Origin of the sequence: Antarcticibacterium sp. 1MA-6-2, from assembly GCF_021535135.1 — a bacterium.
Taxonomy (GTDB): domain Bacteria; phylum Bacteroidota; class Bacteroidia; order Flavobacteriales; family Flavobacteriaceae; genus Gillisia.
Map to the genome: position 1 here is coordinate 1,671,644 of NZ_CP091036.1, position 14,242 is coordinate 1,685,885.

17 protein-coding genes are annotated in these 14,242 nt (G+C 34.5%); 2 read left to right on the plus strand and 15 right to left on the minus strand.

Annotated features, from left to right (window positions below; genetic code table 11):
* Positions 1-48 precede the first annotated feature (48 nt).
* The 6 genes from LZ575_RS08440 to LZ575_RS08465 form a co-directional block, all read right to left on the minus strand.
* Positions 49-477, minus strand: coding sequence for a hypothetical protein (locus LZ575_RS08440; protein ID WP_235330257.1), 429 nt, complete (start codon positions 475-477; stop codon positions 49-51).
* A gap of 13 nt (positions 478-490) precedes the next feature.
* Positions 491-670: a hypothetical protein gene (locus LZ575_RS08445; protein WP_235330258.1), complete on the minus strand. Its 180-nt coding sequence runs from the start codon at positions 668-670 to the stop codon at positions 491-493.
* Complete coding sequence (locus LZ575_RS08450; protein WP_235330259.1) at positions 648-1,058, minus strand: hypothetical protein; 411 nt, start codon at positions 1,056-1,058, stop codon at positions 648-650. Before LZ575_RS08450 ends, LZ575_RS08445 begins: the two co-directional genes overlap by 23 nt.
* Positions 1,059-1,297: 239 nt before the next feature.
* On the minus strand, positions 1,298-1,642 hold the full coding sequence (locus LZ575_RS08455) for a glycosyltransferase family 2 protein (protein WP_235330260.1): 345 nt from the start codon (positions 1,640-1,642) through the stop codon (positions 1,298-1,300).
* Positions 1,594-2,631 carry a glycosyltransferase family 2 protein gene (locus tag LZ575_RS08460; RefSeq protein WP_235330261.1) on the minus strand — a complete coding sequence of 346 codons (1,038 nt, stop codon included), beginning with the start codon at positions 2,629-2,631 and terminating at the stop codon, positions 1,594-1,596. Before LZ575_RS08460 ends, LZ575_RS08455 begins: the two co-directional genes overlap by 49 nt.
* Positions 2,628-3,644 carry a glycosyltransferase gene (locus LZ575_RS08465; protein WP_235330262.1) on the minus strand — a complete coding sequence of 339 codons (1,017 nt, stop codon included), beginning with the start codon at positions 3,642-3,644 and terminating at the stop codon, positions 2,628-2,630. The genes LZ575_RS08460 and LZ575_RS08465 overlap by 4 nt, the downstream gene beginning before the upstream one ends.
* Positions 3,645-3,860: 216 nt before the next feature.
* On the opposite strand from LZ575_RS08465, the gene LZ575_RS08470 reads away from it, so the two are divergent.
* Positions 3,861-5,348, plus strand: coding sequence for a glycosyltransferase family 39 protein (locus LZ575_RS08470; protein ID WP_235330263.1), 1,488 nt, complete (start codon positions 3,861-3,863; stop codon positions 5,346-5,348).
* Positions 5,349-5,457: 109 nt separating this feature from the next.
* Here LZ575_RS08470 and LZ575_RS08475 read toward each other — a convergent pair whose 3' ends face one another.
* From LZ575_RS08475 to LZ575_RS08505, 7 genes are all read right to left on the minus strand, one after another.
* Entirely contained in the window at positions 5,458-5,988 is a 531-nt protein-coding gene (locus LZ575_RS08475) for a hypothetical protein (protein ID WP_235330264.1), read from the minus strand.
* Positions 5,981-6,553 (minus strand): glycosyltransferase family 2 protein, encoded by a 573-nt coding sequence (locus LZ575_RS08480; protein ID WP_235330265.1) that lies wholly within the window; start codon positions 6,551-6,553, stop codon positions 5,981-5,983. Before LZ575_RS08480 ends, LZ575_RS08475 begins: the two co-directional genes overlap by 8 nt.
* The gene (locus tag LZ575_RS08485) at positions 6,550-7,695 is read right to left on the minus strand and encodes a glycosyltransferase (protein ID WP_235330266.1); all 1,146 of its coding nucleotides are present in this window, start codon (positions 7,693-7,695) and stop codon (positions 6,550-6,552) included. Before LZ575_RS08485 ends, LZ575_RS08480 begins: the two co-directional genes overlap by 4 nt.
* Positions 7,692-8,924, minus strand: a complete 1,233-nt coding sequence (locus LZ575_RS08490; protein ID WP_235330267.1) for a UDP-glycosyltransferase — start codon at positions 8,922-8,924, stop codon at positions 7,692-7,694. Before LZ575_RS08490 ends, LZ575_RS08485 begins: the two co-directional genes overlap by 4 nt.
* Positions 8,921-9,979, minus strand: a complete 1,059-nt coding sequence (gene wecB, locus LZ575_RS08495) for a non-hydrolyzing UDP-N-acetylglucosamine 2-epimerase (protein WP_235330268.1) — start codon at positions 9,977-9,979, stop codon at positions 8,921-8,923. Before wecB ends, LZ575_RS08490 begins: the two co-directional genes overlap by 4 nt.
* Positions 9,980-10,020: 41 nt before the next feature.
* Positions 10,021-10,968 carry a glycosyltransferase family 2 protein gene (locus tag LZ575_RS08500; protein WP_235330269.1) on the minus strand — a complete coding sequence of 316 codons (948 nt, stop codon included), beginning with the start codon at positions 10,966-10,968 and terminating at the stop codon, positions 10,021-10,023.
* Between the two features lie 130 nt (positions 10,969-11,098).
* Positions 11,099-11,986, minus strand: coding sequence for a glycosyltransferase (locus LZ575_RS08505; RefSeq protein WP_235330270.1), 888 nt, complete (start codon positions 11,984-11,986; stop codon positions 11,099-11,101).
* Positions 11,987-12,344: 358 nt separating this feature from the next.
* Here LZ575_RS08505 and LZ575_RS08510 point away from each other — a divergent pair, with 358 nt between their 5' ends.
* Entirely contained in the window at positions 12,345-13,295 is a 951-nt protein-coding gene (locus LZ575_RS08510) for a beta-1,6-N-acetylglucosaminyltransferase (RefSeq protein ID WP_235330271.1), read from the plus strand.
* A gap of 25 nt (positions 13,296-13,320) precedes the next feature.
* Here the strand turns inward: LZ575_RS08510 and LZ575_RS08515 are convergent, their stop codons facing one another.
* Together LZ575_RS08515 and LZ575_RS08520 are read right to left on the minus strand one after the other, a co-directional pair.
* On the minus strand, positions 13,321-13,935 hold the full coding sequence (locus LZ575_RS08515) for a hypothetical protein (RefSeq protein ID WP_235330272.1): 615 nt from the start codon (positions 13,933-13,935) through the stop codon (positions 13,321-13,323).
* 83 nt (positions 13,936-14,018) lie between these two features.
* Positions 14,019-14,231, minus strand: coding sequence for a glycosyltransferase family A protein (locus LZ575_RS08520; protein WP_235330273.1), 213 nt, complete (start codon positions 14,229-14,231; stop codon positions 14,019-14,021).
* Between the last annotated feature and the right edge of the window lie 11 nt (positions 14,232-14,242).

Sequence of the window (14,242 nt, forward strand, 5' to 3'; positions counted from 1 at the left end):
AAATATTTTAAAAAATTCTTTTTTCTAAATTCTTTACTGGAGAAACTTCTAATGTTCCGCGCTTAAGAAGGCTTCACAAAGTTCCCCGAGCAGCAGTGGTTCTTCTCTTTTGCTATCTACCGATTCAGTAATCTCCAGCCAGGAACAGAGTTCCACCCCCTCTGTCTCAACAACTTTTCTTCTGAAGGTTTTAGGATCTGGGAAATAGAGTTCGGGATTGGAACACACATGAAAACTACCCTTTTTTAAACTACATAATTTCGCAGCTATTTTCGTTTCATAATTTCCTGACTCTCCATATGTATAGCAATTCAATTCTTTTTCTGCAGGTATTGCACCAAGCACAATCCTGCTATCTATCCCTCCACTTAGTGCAATGTTAACTTTTTCTGAATAGTTTACGCAATATTGTACTTCCTTTTTGTAAGCTTCCCAGTATTTCCCTACTTCTAAAGAATCCGGAGAGGGCCCCGTCATATTCTGAAACAGCTTAGTTGTCAAATTTCTGTTGAAGCCGTTCTCCTTTGAAGCTATATCTTAAATACTCACCCGGCAGCAGGCGTTTGCATCCTTTTAAAATCGTCCTGCTCCCCAATGTTGAATATTCGGGACCTAAACTTCTTTGTACAATACCTGCCTCATCAAACTCACAACCCGTGACGGCACCCATTAATATAATGCTGTTCGAGATATAAAAATTCTCCTCTTTTTTTAAATAATAAAGAGGATACAACCCCACCTGGTCGGTGCACAGGATGATCTCCTGGTTTACAAAATTTATAAGAGTGGCTGAAAAAGAAACTGGTTATATTTGAGATCAAGGGCCATTCTTTTTGTAGTGACTCTACAACGCTCTTTTTTTGACCCTCGATATCTTTAACTTCTTTTTTTAGATCCCGCAGATAACCATCTGCTATAAGTAGATTATTTTCTGTTATATCAGGTTCTCCTGCTTTCTCAAGTAAAACCTGCATCCCCGCAAATTTTTGTACCTGCAGGACAATTGGCCAACTTAAAGGTGCTGTTAGATAACTCTTATTGGTAACTAAATACTTCATTCAATTTTTAAATCGCTCCGTTTATTTTTGAAATTGCATTTTTTCCTTCCAGTCTTTTTGCCCATTCCTCACTTTTTTTCCAGCTTTTTTCCATATTTCTTAAATAGACGAAGGGATTTTTTTCTTTCTGATTCTTGTAAAACTTCAAATAAAGCGAAATTTTAAAACCTTTCATCTGTCTATAGGTAAAATATCTGTTTGCCAGGATCATTACTGTGGGAGAAGGTTTTGGCTGTGGGTCATCCTTTTCCCACTCCAGAACCTAGCTTTTTTCGAAAACCTCCAACAGGGGCTTTTAAATGTTTTATCTCCAGAAGGGGGTGGTAAATAATATCACATCCCGCTTTGCGTAATTTCATTCCAAAGTCGGCATCCTCTCCATATCCATGTTCAAAAACTTCCGAAAACCTTAGACCCTTTACGAACCTGCTACGAACCATACTGGTTCCCGAACCAAAACTGCCCCATTGTTTTACCTTATGAAAAATGGTCTTTTCTCCGGGTTGTTTACAGTTAAGATTTATGCAGTTAATATTTAAACGAAAAGCTTCATCAAGAGTTTTAGCGAGAATATCCTTTGCCACCCGAATATCATCATCGGCAAAAAAATCCACTCTGATTTAACCTTTTTCAATGCTTTATTTCTGGCCATCATGCTATAAGTTCTATGGGTAAAAATATGTACCACCTGAAAAGGCCATTCCTTTTTTAAAAAATCATCCAATTCTGATCCAACATTGGCTTCCGGTTGTTGTTCTACTATAATTACTCTTTCAGGAAGAAGGGTTTGCTGGCTTAGATCTCCCACTACCTGCTTTAAATACTCCGGCCGACCTATAGTGGGAATAATTACATCTATTTTTTTCAAAATATCTTCTGTTAAGTTGTCAGGTCTTTTTTCCGTTTTTAAAAGATCTACTTCCTTACCGAAAAATTTGGTGTTAAAGAAAGATCCGAAAAGAGACCACAGAGGAAACTTTTTTTCATATTTCAACATACAGAAAAATAAGACAAAGAGCCATATAGTATTGTAATGTTGATAAACAAATGAAAATAAATGTTTAGTGCCTGCTGTTGCTACGGGTTTACTCTCCACTGTAGATTTTACAAGGCCGGGATGTGAGTAGCAGAACAAACCATTTTGCTGCCCCACCTTGGCAATAGAATTAAGCAAATAATTAAAATCTATTATATTCAGGAAGTGCTTCTTAAATTTTAGAAGAGTAGCTGCTTTTATACCTCCAACGTCACTGCTCATTCTCCAGGTAGGATATTTCACTCCTGATTTTATATTAATAAATGGTAGCTGATCGACAAACCCAATTTCTCCGGAAAGAAACTTTGTTTTTACAGCGTACGATAGCATCACCCGATTATGTGCAAGTATATCCTGCAATCCCTCAGGTCGAAAGAAAGGAAATATATCTTCTTCCACCCAAACTATTACTTCATCAGGAAACTCTTCGGCCAGCTGCCAAAAGCATTGACATAGATCTTTTGAAAAATTAATTCTCTCAGTTCCTTTCCATACCTCAGTTATGTTTGCGGCTCTTTTGTGAACTAGTAAAATCATTTTGTTTGTATTAGTTCAATAATTTTCTGCAGCTTTAAACCTGGGTGTAACCACTCTTTATAATAAGCCGTATTTTCTTGTTGCATTTTCGCCCTGAGGCTGTCATTGGAGTACAGAAGTAAAGTTTTTTCAAGGCATTCTTCCGGTGTTTCGTAATCCAGATAATGTCTTTCATTTTCCAAAGGACCAAGAAATTCATACACGTCCACCGGATTTGTGACAACAGCCAGGCCAAAAGCCATATACTCCCCAAATTTGGCTCCTACACTTTCTTCAAGGCCCGGGCTCGTTATTCCTATAGAACACCCTCTCAACACCTCCAGATAATTCTTCCGATGAAATTCATTTTCATCAAGCAACAGGTCCGAGCAAATTTTCTCAGAAAAACTATCTCTTCTAATACCACCTATAAAATCAGAACCCAGTTGTTTGGCTAATATCTTGTTCATTTTCACACGCTCCTCATTCAGGAGTTTTCTTTTATCTCTTTTCCATTCAGGATGACGTTCCCCCGCATCCCAGAGTCGGGATCGGAAAATTACTTTTTTCCTGTCCGCTGGTTCCGAATGCATCCGCCTTAAATGATTTGTGGCGATAGAATCCTTTAAATTTAAAGACCGGGAAAGAAAAGGAAAATATTTTAAGGAATATCTCCAGTAAGAAGGATCTTCAAGAAAAAGGAATTTGAGGTTCCGATTACTAAAAAAAACAGGGTAGTAAAGACCGTAAGGAATTAGCCTTTCCAATTGCTCACGATCTTTCTTTAATAGCATCCTTTTTACATAGAAGTCGCATTCATTGTAAAGAGACAAATCTATCCTATTGTTATCTGCAAGATCAAAAAAGACAGTCTTTCCATTAATTTCCAGTTTCAAAATGTTAACAGGATATTTCCCCGGATCCAGATGGTATGCCAGACTTATATTTTTTCTGGTGCCAAGGAATTCCAGCCCGGCAAAGACCTGGCTAAAATGAGGTAATGTCGAATTAAAATGTACGGTGACTTTCAGCACTTCGATCGTTTGGATGACTCAAATGTAGCTATTTTAACCTAATGCTTAAGTTTGTTATTGCTATCCAGACAATTAATTTTCTAACTTTCTATAACAATTTTCTACATCTAAAACTTTTGACCTCAGAACATAAAAAAATGCATCTCCTCAGAATTTGTTGAATAAAAGCAACTATAAAAAAAGAATTATATCTTAGTCGCTTCTTAGTCTTTAGTATTGGCTACAAAAAACCTTATAAGCTCAGGTCTCTTAATTTATGTTGTTGCACTCGCTGCATCATTAATTCTAATTTTAACCAACTTTGAAAACGATTTGGGATTTTTTCCTGATTCTATGGCTTACCTGGAGGTATCTCAGAATATCGCAGATGGTGAAGGGATAGTGAATGACAAAGGAAGTTTGGTTTCTATTTGGCCTCCCTTGTTTCCAATTCTTCTTGCCATAGCATCCTTAATTTCTGGTATGTCTACACTAGAAGCCGGGCTATACTTAAACTCAATTTTACTGTTCGCTACTACAATTTTATTTTATAAAATACTAAAGAAGCTTAAAATAGCTAATCTATTTGCACTCTCGATAACATTATTATTCCTGCTATCACATCCTATTTCTCTTTTTAATTATTACTTATCAGAAGGGCTTTTCCTTTTTCTATTATTAAGCAGTTTTTTGTACTACATAAAGTATTTAAATTTTAAAAAAACCAAATTTTTACTAGCAAGTGGAATTTTCTGTGGATTTATGTTTTTAACCAGGTACGCAGGAATTGGTTTTATTGGGGCTTATTTCATCTTCCTCCTCCTAATTAAAAGATCTTTTTTTTATAACCTGAAGAAACTTCTAATTTTTATTATTCCTCAGGCACTGGTAATTATACCATGGTTCCTCTACATTGCTTCTTTTGATGAGACCCAGCCAATACGAAAATTTTCAGTTCATATAATGCCCTGGGCAAAATTGGAATCTTTTTTTCTGTCAATAGCCTACTGGTTTATCGGCGGTGACATAGCGAGATTATTTTTTCCTTTCCTTCTTGTATTTTTTTTAATAATGTATAAGAAATATGACATAGAAATAAGAGAGTTAGTTTCCAGTGTCTTCAGTAATTACAGGAAAATTATTCTTGCCGCATTAACCCTCATAATTTGCTATGTTGGTTTTTTATTTGTAACCGTCAACTTTTTTGACCAGGTGACCCCACTTGATAGAAGGATTCTTGCACCCATTTTTCCATTTATGCTGATCTTATTGGGAATATTTCTCAACTATTTTAAAGGACAGCCTCATTTAAAGATATTCTCTTTCTCAATACTACTTTTCCTGTTGCTAAATTTCTCAGGTTCTGTACTTCCTCTCTGGTTTCATCATTATAAGAATGGATCAGGATATACAAAAATAACATGGAAACAATCTGATGCTATATTAAGTCTCAATTCTGTTGACGATGACCTTCCGGTTTATTCTAATGCAATTGAGATAATCACCTTACATACTAGTCATTCTGCAAGAATAATTCCTGGTAAATCAAATAGAGAAAATTTAAACAGTATTAAACAGGAAATATATGAGGGCAAGGCAATATTAGTTTTCCTGGATGCTGTAAACTGGAGGAATTACTTAATTCCCAAACAGGAGCTACTGGAAGAATTTGATTCTTTCGAAATTTCCTGTCTTGAAGATGGATTCATTATAAAAAAGAAATAGAGAGTTTAAGAAATCTCTTCAGTAATTTTTTTTTAGGAAGACTTCTTATAAACAATAGCAGTAGCTATATTTCTCCTTCACCCTTGGTTCTGGTATTTTCTTTCATCTTTTACAACTGTATACAAAATGTAATACTTTTCAGGTCTGTAGCGACATTGAAAGAATAGTTATGATTCCTGTAGCGAAAAAGAATTTCTTTAAGAACAAGATCATTAACTTCTTTCATAGAAAGATACGGTTGTGTCTGCCTTCCTAGTTTCTTCTTGATCTTATATTTCCATGTATTGAAATATTCATCTTCTACGAATTCAGCTTTTATTGTCTCCCCTTTGAAAGAAGGAAGTTCTTCCCCTAAGAAATGTTCCACATGGGAGAGTACATTATTAATATGAAATTTTCTTTCAGCTGTATTTAGGAGATGACCCTGTCCCTCATGAACTATTACCCCCATCCCATGCTGTCCCATAGGTTGAATTAAACCTCTTTTCCTGTTCCTATGAAAATGTCGCTCATTAATCCTCATAATATTCCTTATCCTTGGGGTCCCAGTCAGCAATTTGTCCTCTGAACCCGAAAAACTTCTATGCCAATTATGGTAGAAATAAACTCCCTCAATAGGTTCTTTTCTGTAGCTAAGCACTTTCCAGGCGGGCAAACAAGTCTTCGTCTTCGGCTCCATAAAAGTGAAAGAATTCATCAAGCCCTTTTACCTTTGATAGAGCTTCTTTTGATGCAAGTAACATACCATTTACACTTCCTACACGTTGTGGCTTTAAATCTTCAAAACGGTGATTTTCGCTCAATTTCTTAGACTCTTCCGCACTTAAATAACCCAATCGGAATAAGAAAAACTTTTCTGAAGGAGAAAGGTTATTCAATAGAGACAGACTATTGGGGTGAAAAATTAGGTCTACATCTGCTATAAAAATATTGGGAAAAGTAGCTTTTTTGATAGCATAGTTCAGGGCCTTGCTTTTGTTCCATAGCAAATGGGAAACTTCTAGATGAAAAAATTGGGCAAAGTCGTAAGAGGTAAAAAGATTCTGATATTGAGATACTAAAGTAGGCTCACTGCCGTAATCCACGAAAATAACCTCAAAATTCTGTGCCTGTTGTGAGGACAGGGAATTAATGGAAGCTTTTATCCGCTTCACATCGCGATTACGATTCGCATAAATAATTGATATGAATTGCACGTTACTCATAATTCTCTCTCAACAATTGCATAAGCCTCAAGAACTTTATTTTTTACCTTTTCTCGTTCCAATAAAGGTGTAATATTTTTGCTATTCCAGTCAATGGCTTTTCTTAAAAAAGGTTCATTATTGATCCCACAAAGGATTAGGTTTGCTATTTCTTTGGAATCTTCAGGATCAGAAATTAATAGCCCATTAAAATTATGAGAGATAATTTCAGCTGTTGCTCCGCCCGGATTAGACTGGATAGGAAAGGTTTCCATTATAATTGCCTCAAGTAGAGTATTAGGCATGCCGTCAGAAATACTGCTTCCCAAGTAGATTCTGGATGAACCCATTAGTTTCAAAATCTGCTCGTGTGGCAACTTTTCATAAATTTTGAAATTTTCCCAAATGTCCATATGGTGATTTACCGCAAAATCTATAACCTTTTGATTGGCTGCAAATACCACAATTTCATATTTAGAAAGGTGGCTCTTAAGAAGGTTTACAGCTTCTAAAATTTTTATGCTTCTACCAAATTTATGTTGATATCCTTTTATTAAAATTTTTTTTCGTTGCTGTATTGGTAATTTCCACTTCTCAAAAAACTTACTATTATATCCTCCTCCTGTAGGGAAGACTCCTAGAAATTTACCTTCAAAACCGTATATTTTGGCGATTTGGAAATCTCTTTGGCAATCTGCAAACATAAAATTTATTCTCGGTAGAACCTCTTTAATACCTATTAAATATTTTTCTTCATTTTGATAAAAGAACAGATCGTTTCCCCAAGCAGAATAGATCCATTTAATATTAGGATGTTTTTGCATTTCTTCTAGAATAGGTACACAGGAGGCATACATAACAAAACTGTGTACAACATCCGGTTCAATTTCCAATAATATTTTTTTAAATATTGAAGATAATTTTCGTTCATTAAACCTGTTTATTAATTTTGTTAGTCTGGGTGCATTTTCTTTTAAAAAATACCTTCCGGGAAAATCATATTTATACCTCCAACCCTTAATCTGATGGACAAAATCAATTTGCTCAACATGTGTATTGGAATCAAAAACATCCAGCCAATATACTTTATGCCCTGAATTCTTTAATTGCTCTGTCCAGTTAAAGAAATGCGGGGCGAAAATTGATACCATCAAAATTTTCATAGCTTGTTCAAGTTTTCAATAATAACTTTTAAATTGTCGGCAGATAAATATTGTATTACTTCCTTGTAATTCCACTTTTCTAGTCCTGCCTTCCATCTTTGATATAATTCCCCGATCAATATTTCTATTTGTTCTGTATCATCTATTTCTGCCCAATAAGGATAAGTATCTCCTAACAGCCTTTTTGCTTCACTTTTAAGTGGACCTAATAAGAGAATAGGTTTTTCTGTAGCAATACAATGAGGGAATTTACCGGGTAGGAAGGGGCTGAAACCAGCTTTTGCTTCTATTATTACATTTACAGAGACGTTTTCCTGTAATTTAAGTACCTGGTGGAAAGGTAAGTTTTCACAATAAGCGGATATTTGGGGATTTTCGGCTGCTTCTTTTTCAAGATAGGTTTGGTAATGTTCAGCCGGGCCAACGTGTAAAAATTTGACAGGAGCTTTCGGATTTTTGTTAAGGAACAATTTAAAACCCTCTATTAAACCTTTTGGATTTCGCGCCTGCAACAAATTACCAGCATGTAAAATGGTAAATTCAGCAGCATTAATTTTTATGGGTGAAGATTTTCCTTCTTCAGTATCTTTATTTAACTGATGTGGGATTACAATTCCCTTTTCAAAATACGAAGTATAATGAGTACCCATCCATTCCTTAAGCAACTTTGAAGGAAAAGCTGCGTATTTACAATTGTCCGCAATTTCCTGCATAAACCGTTGTTTAGCTTTGTAACCCTGCTCCTGCCAAGTATAAGGCTTAGGATACCAGTGCATGGGGTATGGATCATGAATATAGGCAATCCACCTACTATGCCATTTTGGAAGTCTCAGCAATGCATGATGTGGACGGAAACTTCCACCCTGACTTAAAGTTAGCACCCAATCCGGCTCAAAATCTTTTTCCTTTCTTAAAGCTGAAATAATACTATTTCTATCATTTTTTAATGTAAATGAGAATCCTACCCTTTTTTCGATTCTGTGATTTAGGCTTATCCCGAAAATGTTGCGAATATATCTTTCCATTCGGCTCAACAGGAATAGTTCACTACTCCGGTTTTCCTTTATGGCAATTGTCGCAGCGCCTTTAAGAGATATTTCTTTTCTTGTATAATGATATACTTTTACCCGAAAGCCACATTGAATCAAGTTCAGGATAAGAGCTCTATTGACTTTCCCACCGCTCCCGGAATCAAGATCAATGGATTCTGCAACAACGAGGATTTTCATATAAGGCCAAAATGCATTTTCAGGGAATATATGATCTTTTTAGAAGCTTTACCATCTCCGTAAGGATTTCCTGCTTCTGTCTTAAAAGGAGAATTCAGCAATTGGAGGCCCTCTTTTAAAATACAGTGTGAGTTTGAACCAACGAGAATGGCAAATTCTGATTCAATACCCTCGGATCTTTCGGAGTTCTCCCTGGTTACCAGGACCTTTTTTCCAAAACTCGGTGCTTCTTCCTGTATTCCTCCTGAATCTGAAATAATAAACTCGCAATTTCTAATTAGCCAGAGCATAATTTGATAAGAAACAGGATTTATTAAATGAACATTTTTATTTTCATTCAATTCCCCATAAACTTCCTGTTGTACGTTGGGATTTAAATGTACTGGGAAAATAATCTGGACATGGTCAGAAAGCTTTTTTAATGCCAGGCAAATTTGATTTAAACCCTCCCCGAAATTTTCCCTGCGATGGCCTGTTACCAACACGAATTTTTCAATTCCTGTAAAATTAATACCAGTAACATCTGAGACCGCCGTGAAGGTTAAATCTTCTATCTTTTTTTCACTCCATTCCAGCGCATCAACTACAGTATTTCCTGTTATAAATATTTCACCTTCTGAAATGTTTTCTCTTAACAAATTTTCCTTTGCTCGCAAAGTTGGTGCAAAGTGGATAGAGGCAAGACGGGCGGTAAGTTGCCTGTTTATTTCTTCTGGAAAAGGAGAGTTTCGATTAAAGGTTCGAAGACCAGCCTCCACATGACCTACTTTAATCCCTTTATGAAAAGCAGCCATGGCAACAATAACAGAAGTGGTGGTGTCGCCGTGAACCAGGACCAGGTCAGGTTGTGATGAGGAGAAAACTTCATCAATATTTTTAAAAATTTCTGCACTGAGACCATTTAAACTTTGCCCCTGTTTCATTAGGTTAAGATCAAAATCAGGCTTTACCTCAAAAAAGTCCAGCACCTGATCAAGCATTTCACGGTGCTGTGCCGTTATACAAACTTCAAAAGGAATTTTCTGTTTTTGAAGTTCATGGATTACCGGGGCCATTTTTATTGCTTCCGGTCGGGTTCCGAAACATACTAGAATTTTCAAGCTTCTCTGAATTTTTTTTTCAATAGGAAAAGAGGTTTTAAAAAGGGGTAAAAAACATACCCTATTTTGTATTTAAGAGATTTTATAATCCCTGAATTTGATTTTTTTAAAGTATAATTAATTATTTCAGGCTTGTTGAACTGAAAACCCCAACGTATAAAATAATGGATTAATTTTTCTGTTAATAATTGATGTTTCTTTAAATTATTAATTACCATTTTAATGGCTTGTATATTTGAATTCATTCTAATTGGATCTGCATTCCAAAATTCTCCCGTATTGGAATTTGGATGTTTCCGTCCAAAGTAAAGAACTTTTTCTAAAGAAATTCCCTTACTTCCTCTTAATAAAATTCGGGTATAGCACTCCCATTCTTCCGCAAACATCAAATTTTCATCAAATCTTAAATCTTTAAAACATGATTTTTTCCAAAGTACCTGACAGGAATTAAATGGAATTTCACCACATATCATTTTCTCGACAACACAGCTATCTAAAACTTTAACTCCATACTCCTCATCATTATTAAATTCACGCTCAAACTTACCTTGAAAAACAGTTCGAAGGTATCGGCAATAATCAACATTATGTGCTTCTATTTTTCTTACTGTCCATTCAAGTAATTTAGGATGAGGAATATCGTCGTCATCAAAAAAGATAACGTATTCTCCCTTTGCGTTATCAAGACCAAAATTACGGCAACCGGGTAGCCCTTTTTTATAGTTATCTTTTCTTTGGAAATATTTAAAGCGGCTGTCTCTCAAACACAATTCATCTATTATTTGAGAAGTACTGTCGGTGCTGCCATCATCTATAATCAAACACTCAAAATCATGAAAACTCTGCTCAATAATATATTGAAGGCTTTCTTCTAAAAAATGAGCCCGATTATAAGTCGCCATTATTATACTGATAAAGGGAGATCTAATTTTTAAATTTTCCAAAAAGAAAATGATTTAATGAATAAATTGATTTCTCCAAATGATGATAGCTTCATATCCCACTTATTTTTTATCTTTAGATAATCAAAAAATACTTGTGGTGTATATCTTTCATACCTGTTAACGAATTTTTTTAGCACCCTTTCTTCCAGGTCCAGCAAGTACTTTTTAAAACCTTTTTTTCGAAAAATCCTTCGTTGTTTGAATTGCAAAATTTTTGTTTCACATTCTGAAAAGTTTGAATCTCATTAACCGTAAGTAAAAAATTTTTTCTAAAAACCTTCATTAATACTTGTTGCTCACTAGGCTCCAAGTGAACGTTTAAATAACCTAATAATCGAAGTTTAACTTTAATAGATTCTTCTTCTTGTTGTTCATATCGGGTTCTGGAAACGGAAGCATAATGAATACGGTAGCTCACCAAAACTTCAGGAATGTTATAGAGATGTCCTATGGGCAACAATCGAACCCACAAATCATAATCTTCTGAAGGTTCTTTTAAGGCATCGTAATAAACAGAAGATTGAATAAGAGCATCTTTTCTTATCATAACAGAAGAATGGACCAAACAATTTCCCCAGAGTAAAGCTAACCTTATTTCCGCATTTTTGGTGGGAAGGGAGACCGCATTGTTCTTTCCCATTATTTCATGTTGCGTTCCACATACTATAACCTCCGGATTACTCTCCAAAAAAGATATTTGTTTAGCAAATCTGTTTGGTAGGCTTATATCGTCACTATCCATCCTGCCCACGTATTTACCTTGGGCAATTTTTAGCCCTGTATTTAAACTATTTGTATAACCAGTGTTTTTACGTTTTTCAATTAACTTAATTCTTGCATCACTGTAAGATTTTATAATAGAAACCGTTTGATCAGTCGATGCATCATCTATAATTAGAAATTCAAAATCTTCATAACTTTGGTTAAGAACACTTTCCACTGATGCAGCAATATATTTCTCCGCGTTAAATACGGGCATTAGAACGGTAAGTAAAGGAGTTGATATAGCCTTATCCATTGTGAAGGAAATAAATCATTTTAATTTATCGTTTTAGATGCAAACCTAAATGAAAACTAACTTTTTTAAGTTATAAGATGAAATAATGTTAAGTTGATACTTATAAAATCTTCTTTACTTCCTTTTATGGGAAAGAATAAAAATCTTCAATTTTAAATAAATAAAACATAATTAGACTCAATACTTTTATATTTAACCAAAGCTTTCAGCCTTTACCGATTTACTTGTAGAAGGTCATTTACAATTCTATATTACTAGAATGAAATAATGAATTGAGGACATTAAGATTATACATCGGATTAAAATATTTCAGTCAAAACTTTAACAATTATAATTTTGAAATCATAAATTTATTAAGTTGGACATACATTATATCATTTTAGCTCATCAATATCCCCTTCAGTTAAGAAGGCTGATAAATATAATAAGAACTCCAGAGACCTACTTTTATATCCATATTGACCGAAGAGTCAAAATAGAGCCTTTTTATCAACAACTGAAAAATTGTGAAAATGTAGTTTTTATAAAAGATGAAAATAGAGAAAAAGGGACATGGGGAGACATTGGTATAGTGAAAGCAACTTTAAATGCAATGGAAACAATAGTAAAAAACCATACTGAAGGTTTTTGTTATCTCCTGAGTGGCCAAGATTATCCTCTTCAACCCACCTCTTCTATAAGCGATTATCTTACTAAAAATCCAAATACTAATTTTATTGATTTATCACCTGTTCCAAAACTTTGGAACAGACAAGGTTTGGATAGAATTTATAAGTACAAAATAAATAAGACCACTAAAAGAGGGCACTTTTTACTTCTTCCTTCTATTTATGACAAAGATTTTTATCAAAGGTCAACACTAGGTAAACTCAATTATCTTCGAAAATCAAAAAGATTAAGGGAATCAACAGTAATTTTCAGAAAGAGACAATTTCCGCAAGATTTAAAACCTTTTGGAGGAAGCGTTTATTGGGCATTTCCTGTAAACACATTAAAAAAAATATTGAATTACGTGAAGGATAATCCAGAATATCTGAAATACCATAAATATACCTTATGTGCTGATGAGATTTTTTTTCACAGCATTATTATGCATTTGAAGCTATTATATAATCTGGAAATATCACCCTCTTTAACTTATGTTAACTGGGAAAGAAGTTCAGGCCCTCTACCCGTAACTTTTGATGTAGCAGATTTTGAAGAACTTAAAGTTGCCTCTCATAATTTTCTTTTTGCAAGAAAATTTGATTTAACAAAGGATGATGCGATTTTCGAACGTTGTGATAAAGAGTTACTCCATCTGGAGTAATCCACTTTACAAATTAAATTCACTATTATTTATCTTTTTTTACCTGGTAAAGGGCAAATCTTCTACAGAGCTTTAGGATGTCTAATACATTGCCTTGCCTGAAATAATATATAAAAAGAAAATTCCAATATTTTATCTCCATTTGCTGCTTTTCTTTTTGAAAAATTTCGAAATTTAATAGCAACTTTCTCTTCTGACTTTTTCTAAACAGTTTTAATTTTTCGAAAATTAAATCACTCTGGAATCTACTTGACGCCTTACTCTTTAATTCAAGATTATTGTTGGATGTTGTAATATTATAATCAGAATGTCTTACTAGTATTAGGCTCTTATTGATGCTGTATATTTCTTTATCACCTGAAAAATCCAACCACGCAATATCATCACTATGCCATCCGAGAGGATAATCTTTAAATTTATGCTTCCCGTATGCTTCTTTACTGAAGATATGTTCAGACAAAGAACTTCTTGTCTTTCCATTCAACCACCTGAAATAAGAATCAGCTGCTTTTTCCCATTTTGGATGTTTGTAAACTTTTGACGTAGGAATACCTGCTGAATTTATAACTTGGGAAGCAAATCTTACCACATTTGTCTTTCCCTCAAATTTTGAAAAACTACTGTAGAATTCTTCTACCACATTCTCTCCTAATACATCATCATCCCCGAGGATCATTATCCATTCTTCTCCTTCACATAAATTGATACACCTATCCCATTGACTTAAGTTAAAGACTTTCCTCCTAAATTTTCTTTAAATCTTTTAATCTTTAAAGTTAATTGCTTATTGTACTCGCTAACTATCCCCGAGGGATCATCAGGAGAAGCATCATCACCTATATATACTCTAAAGTTTTTACTTGTTTGATTTGCCAGTGACTGAAGGCATTCTTCAAAGAAATTAATCTTGTAGTACGGAATTACTATGGCAAGCATCGGTTTTACTT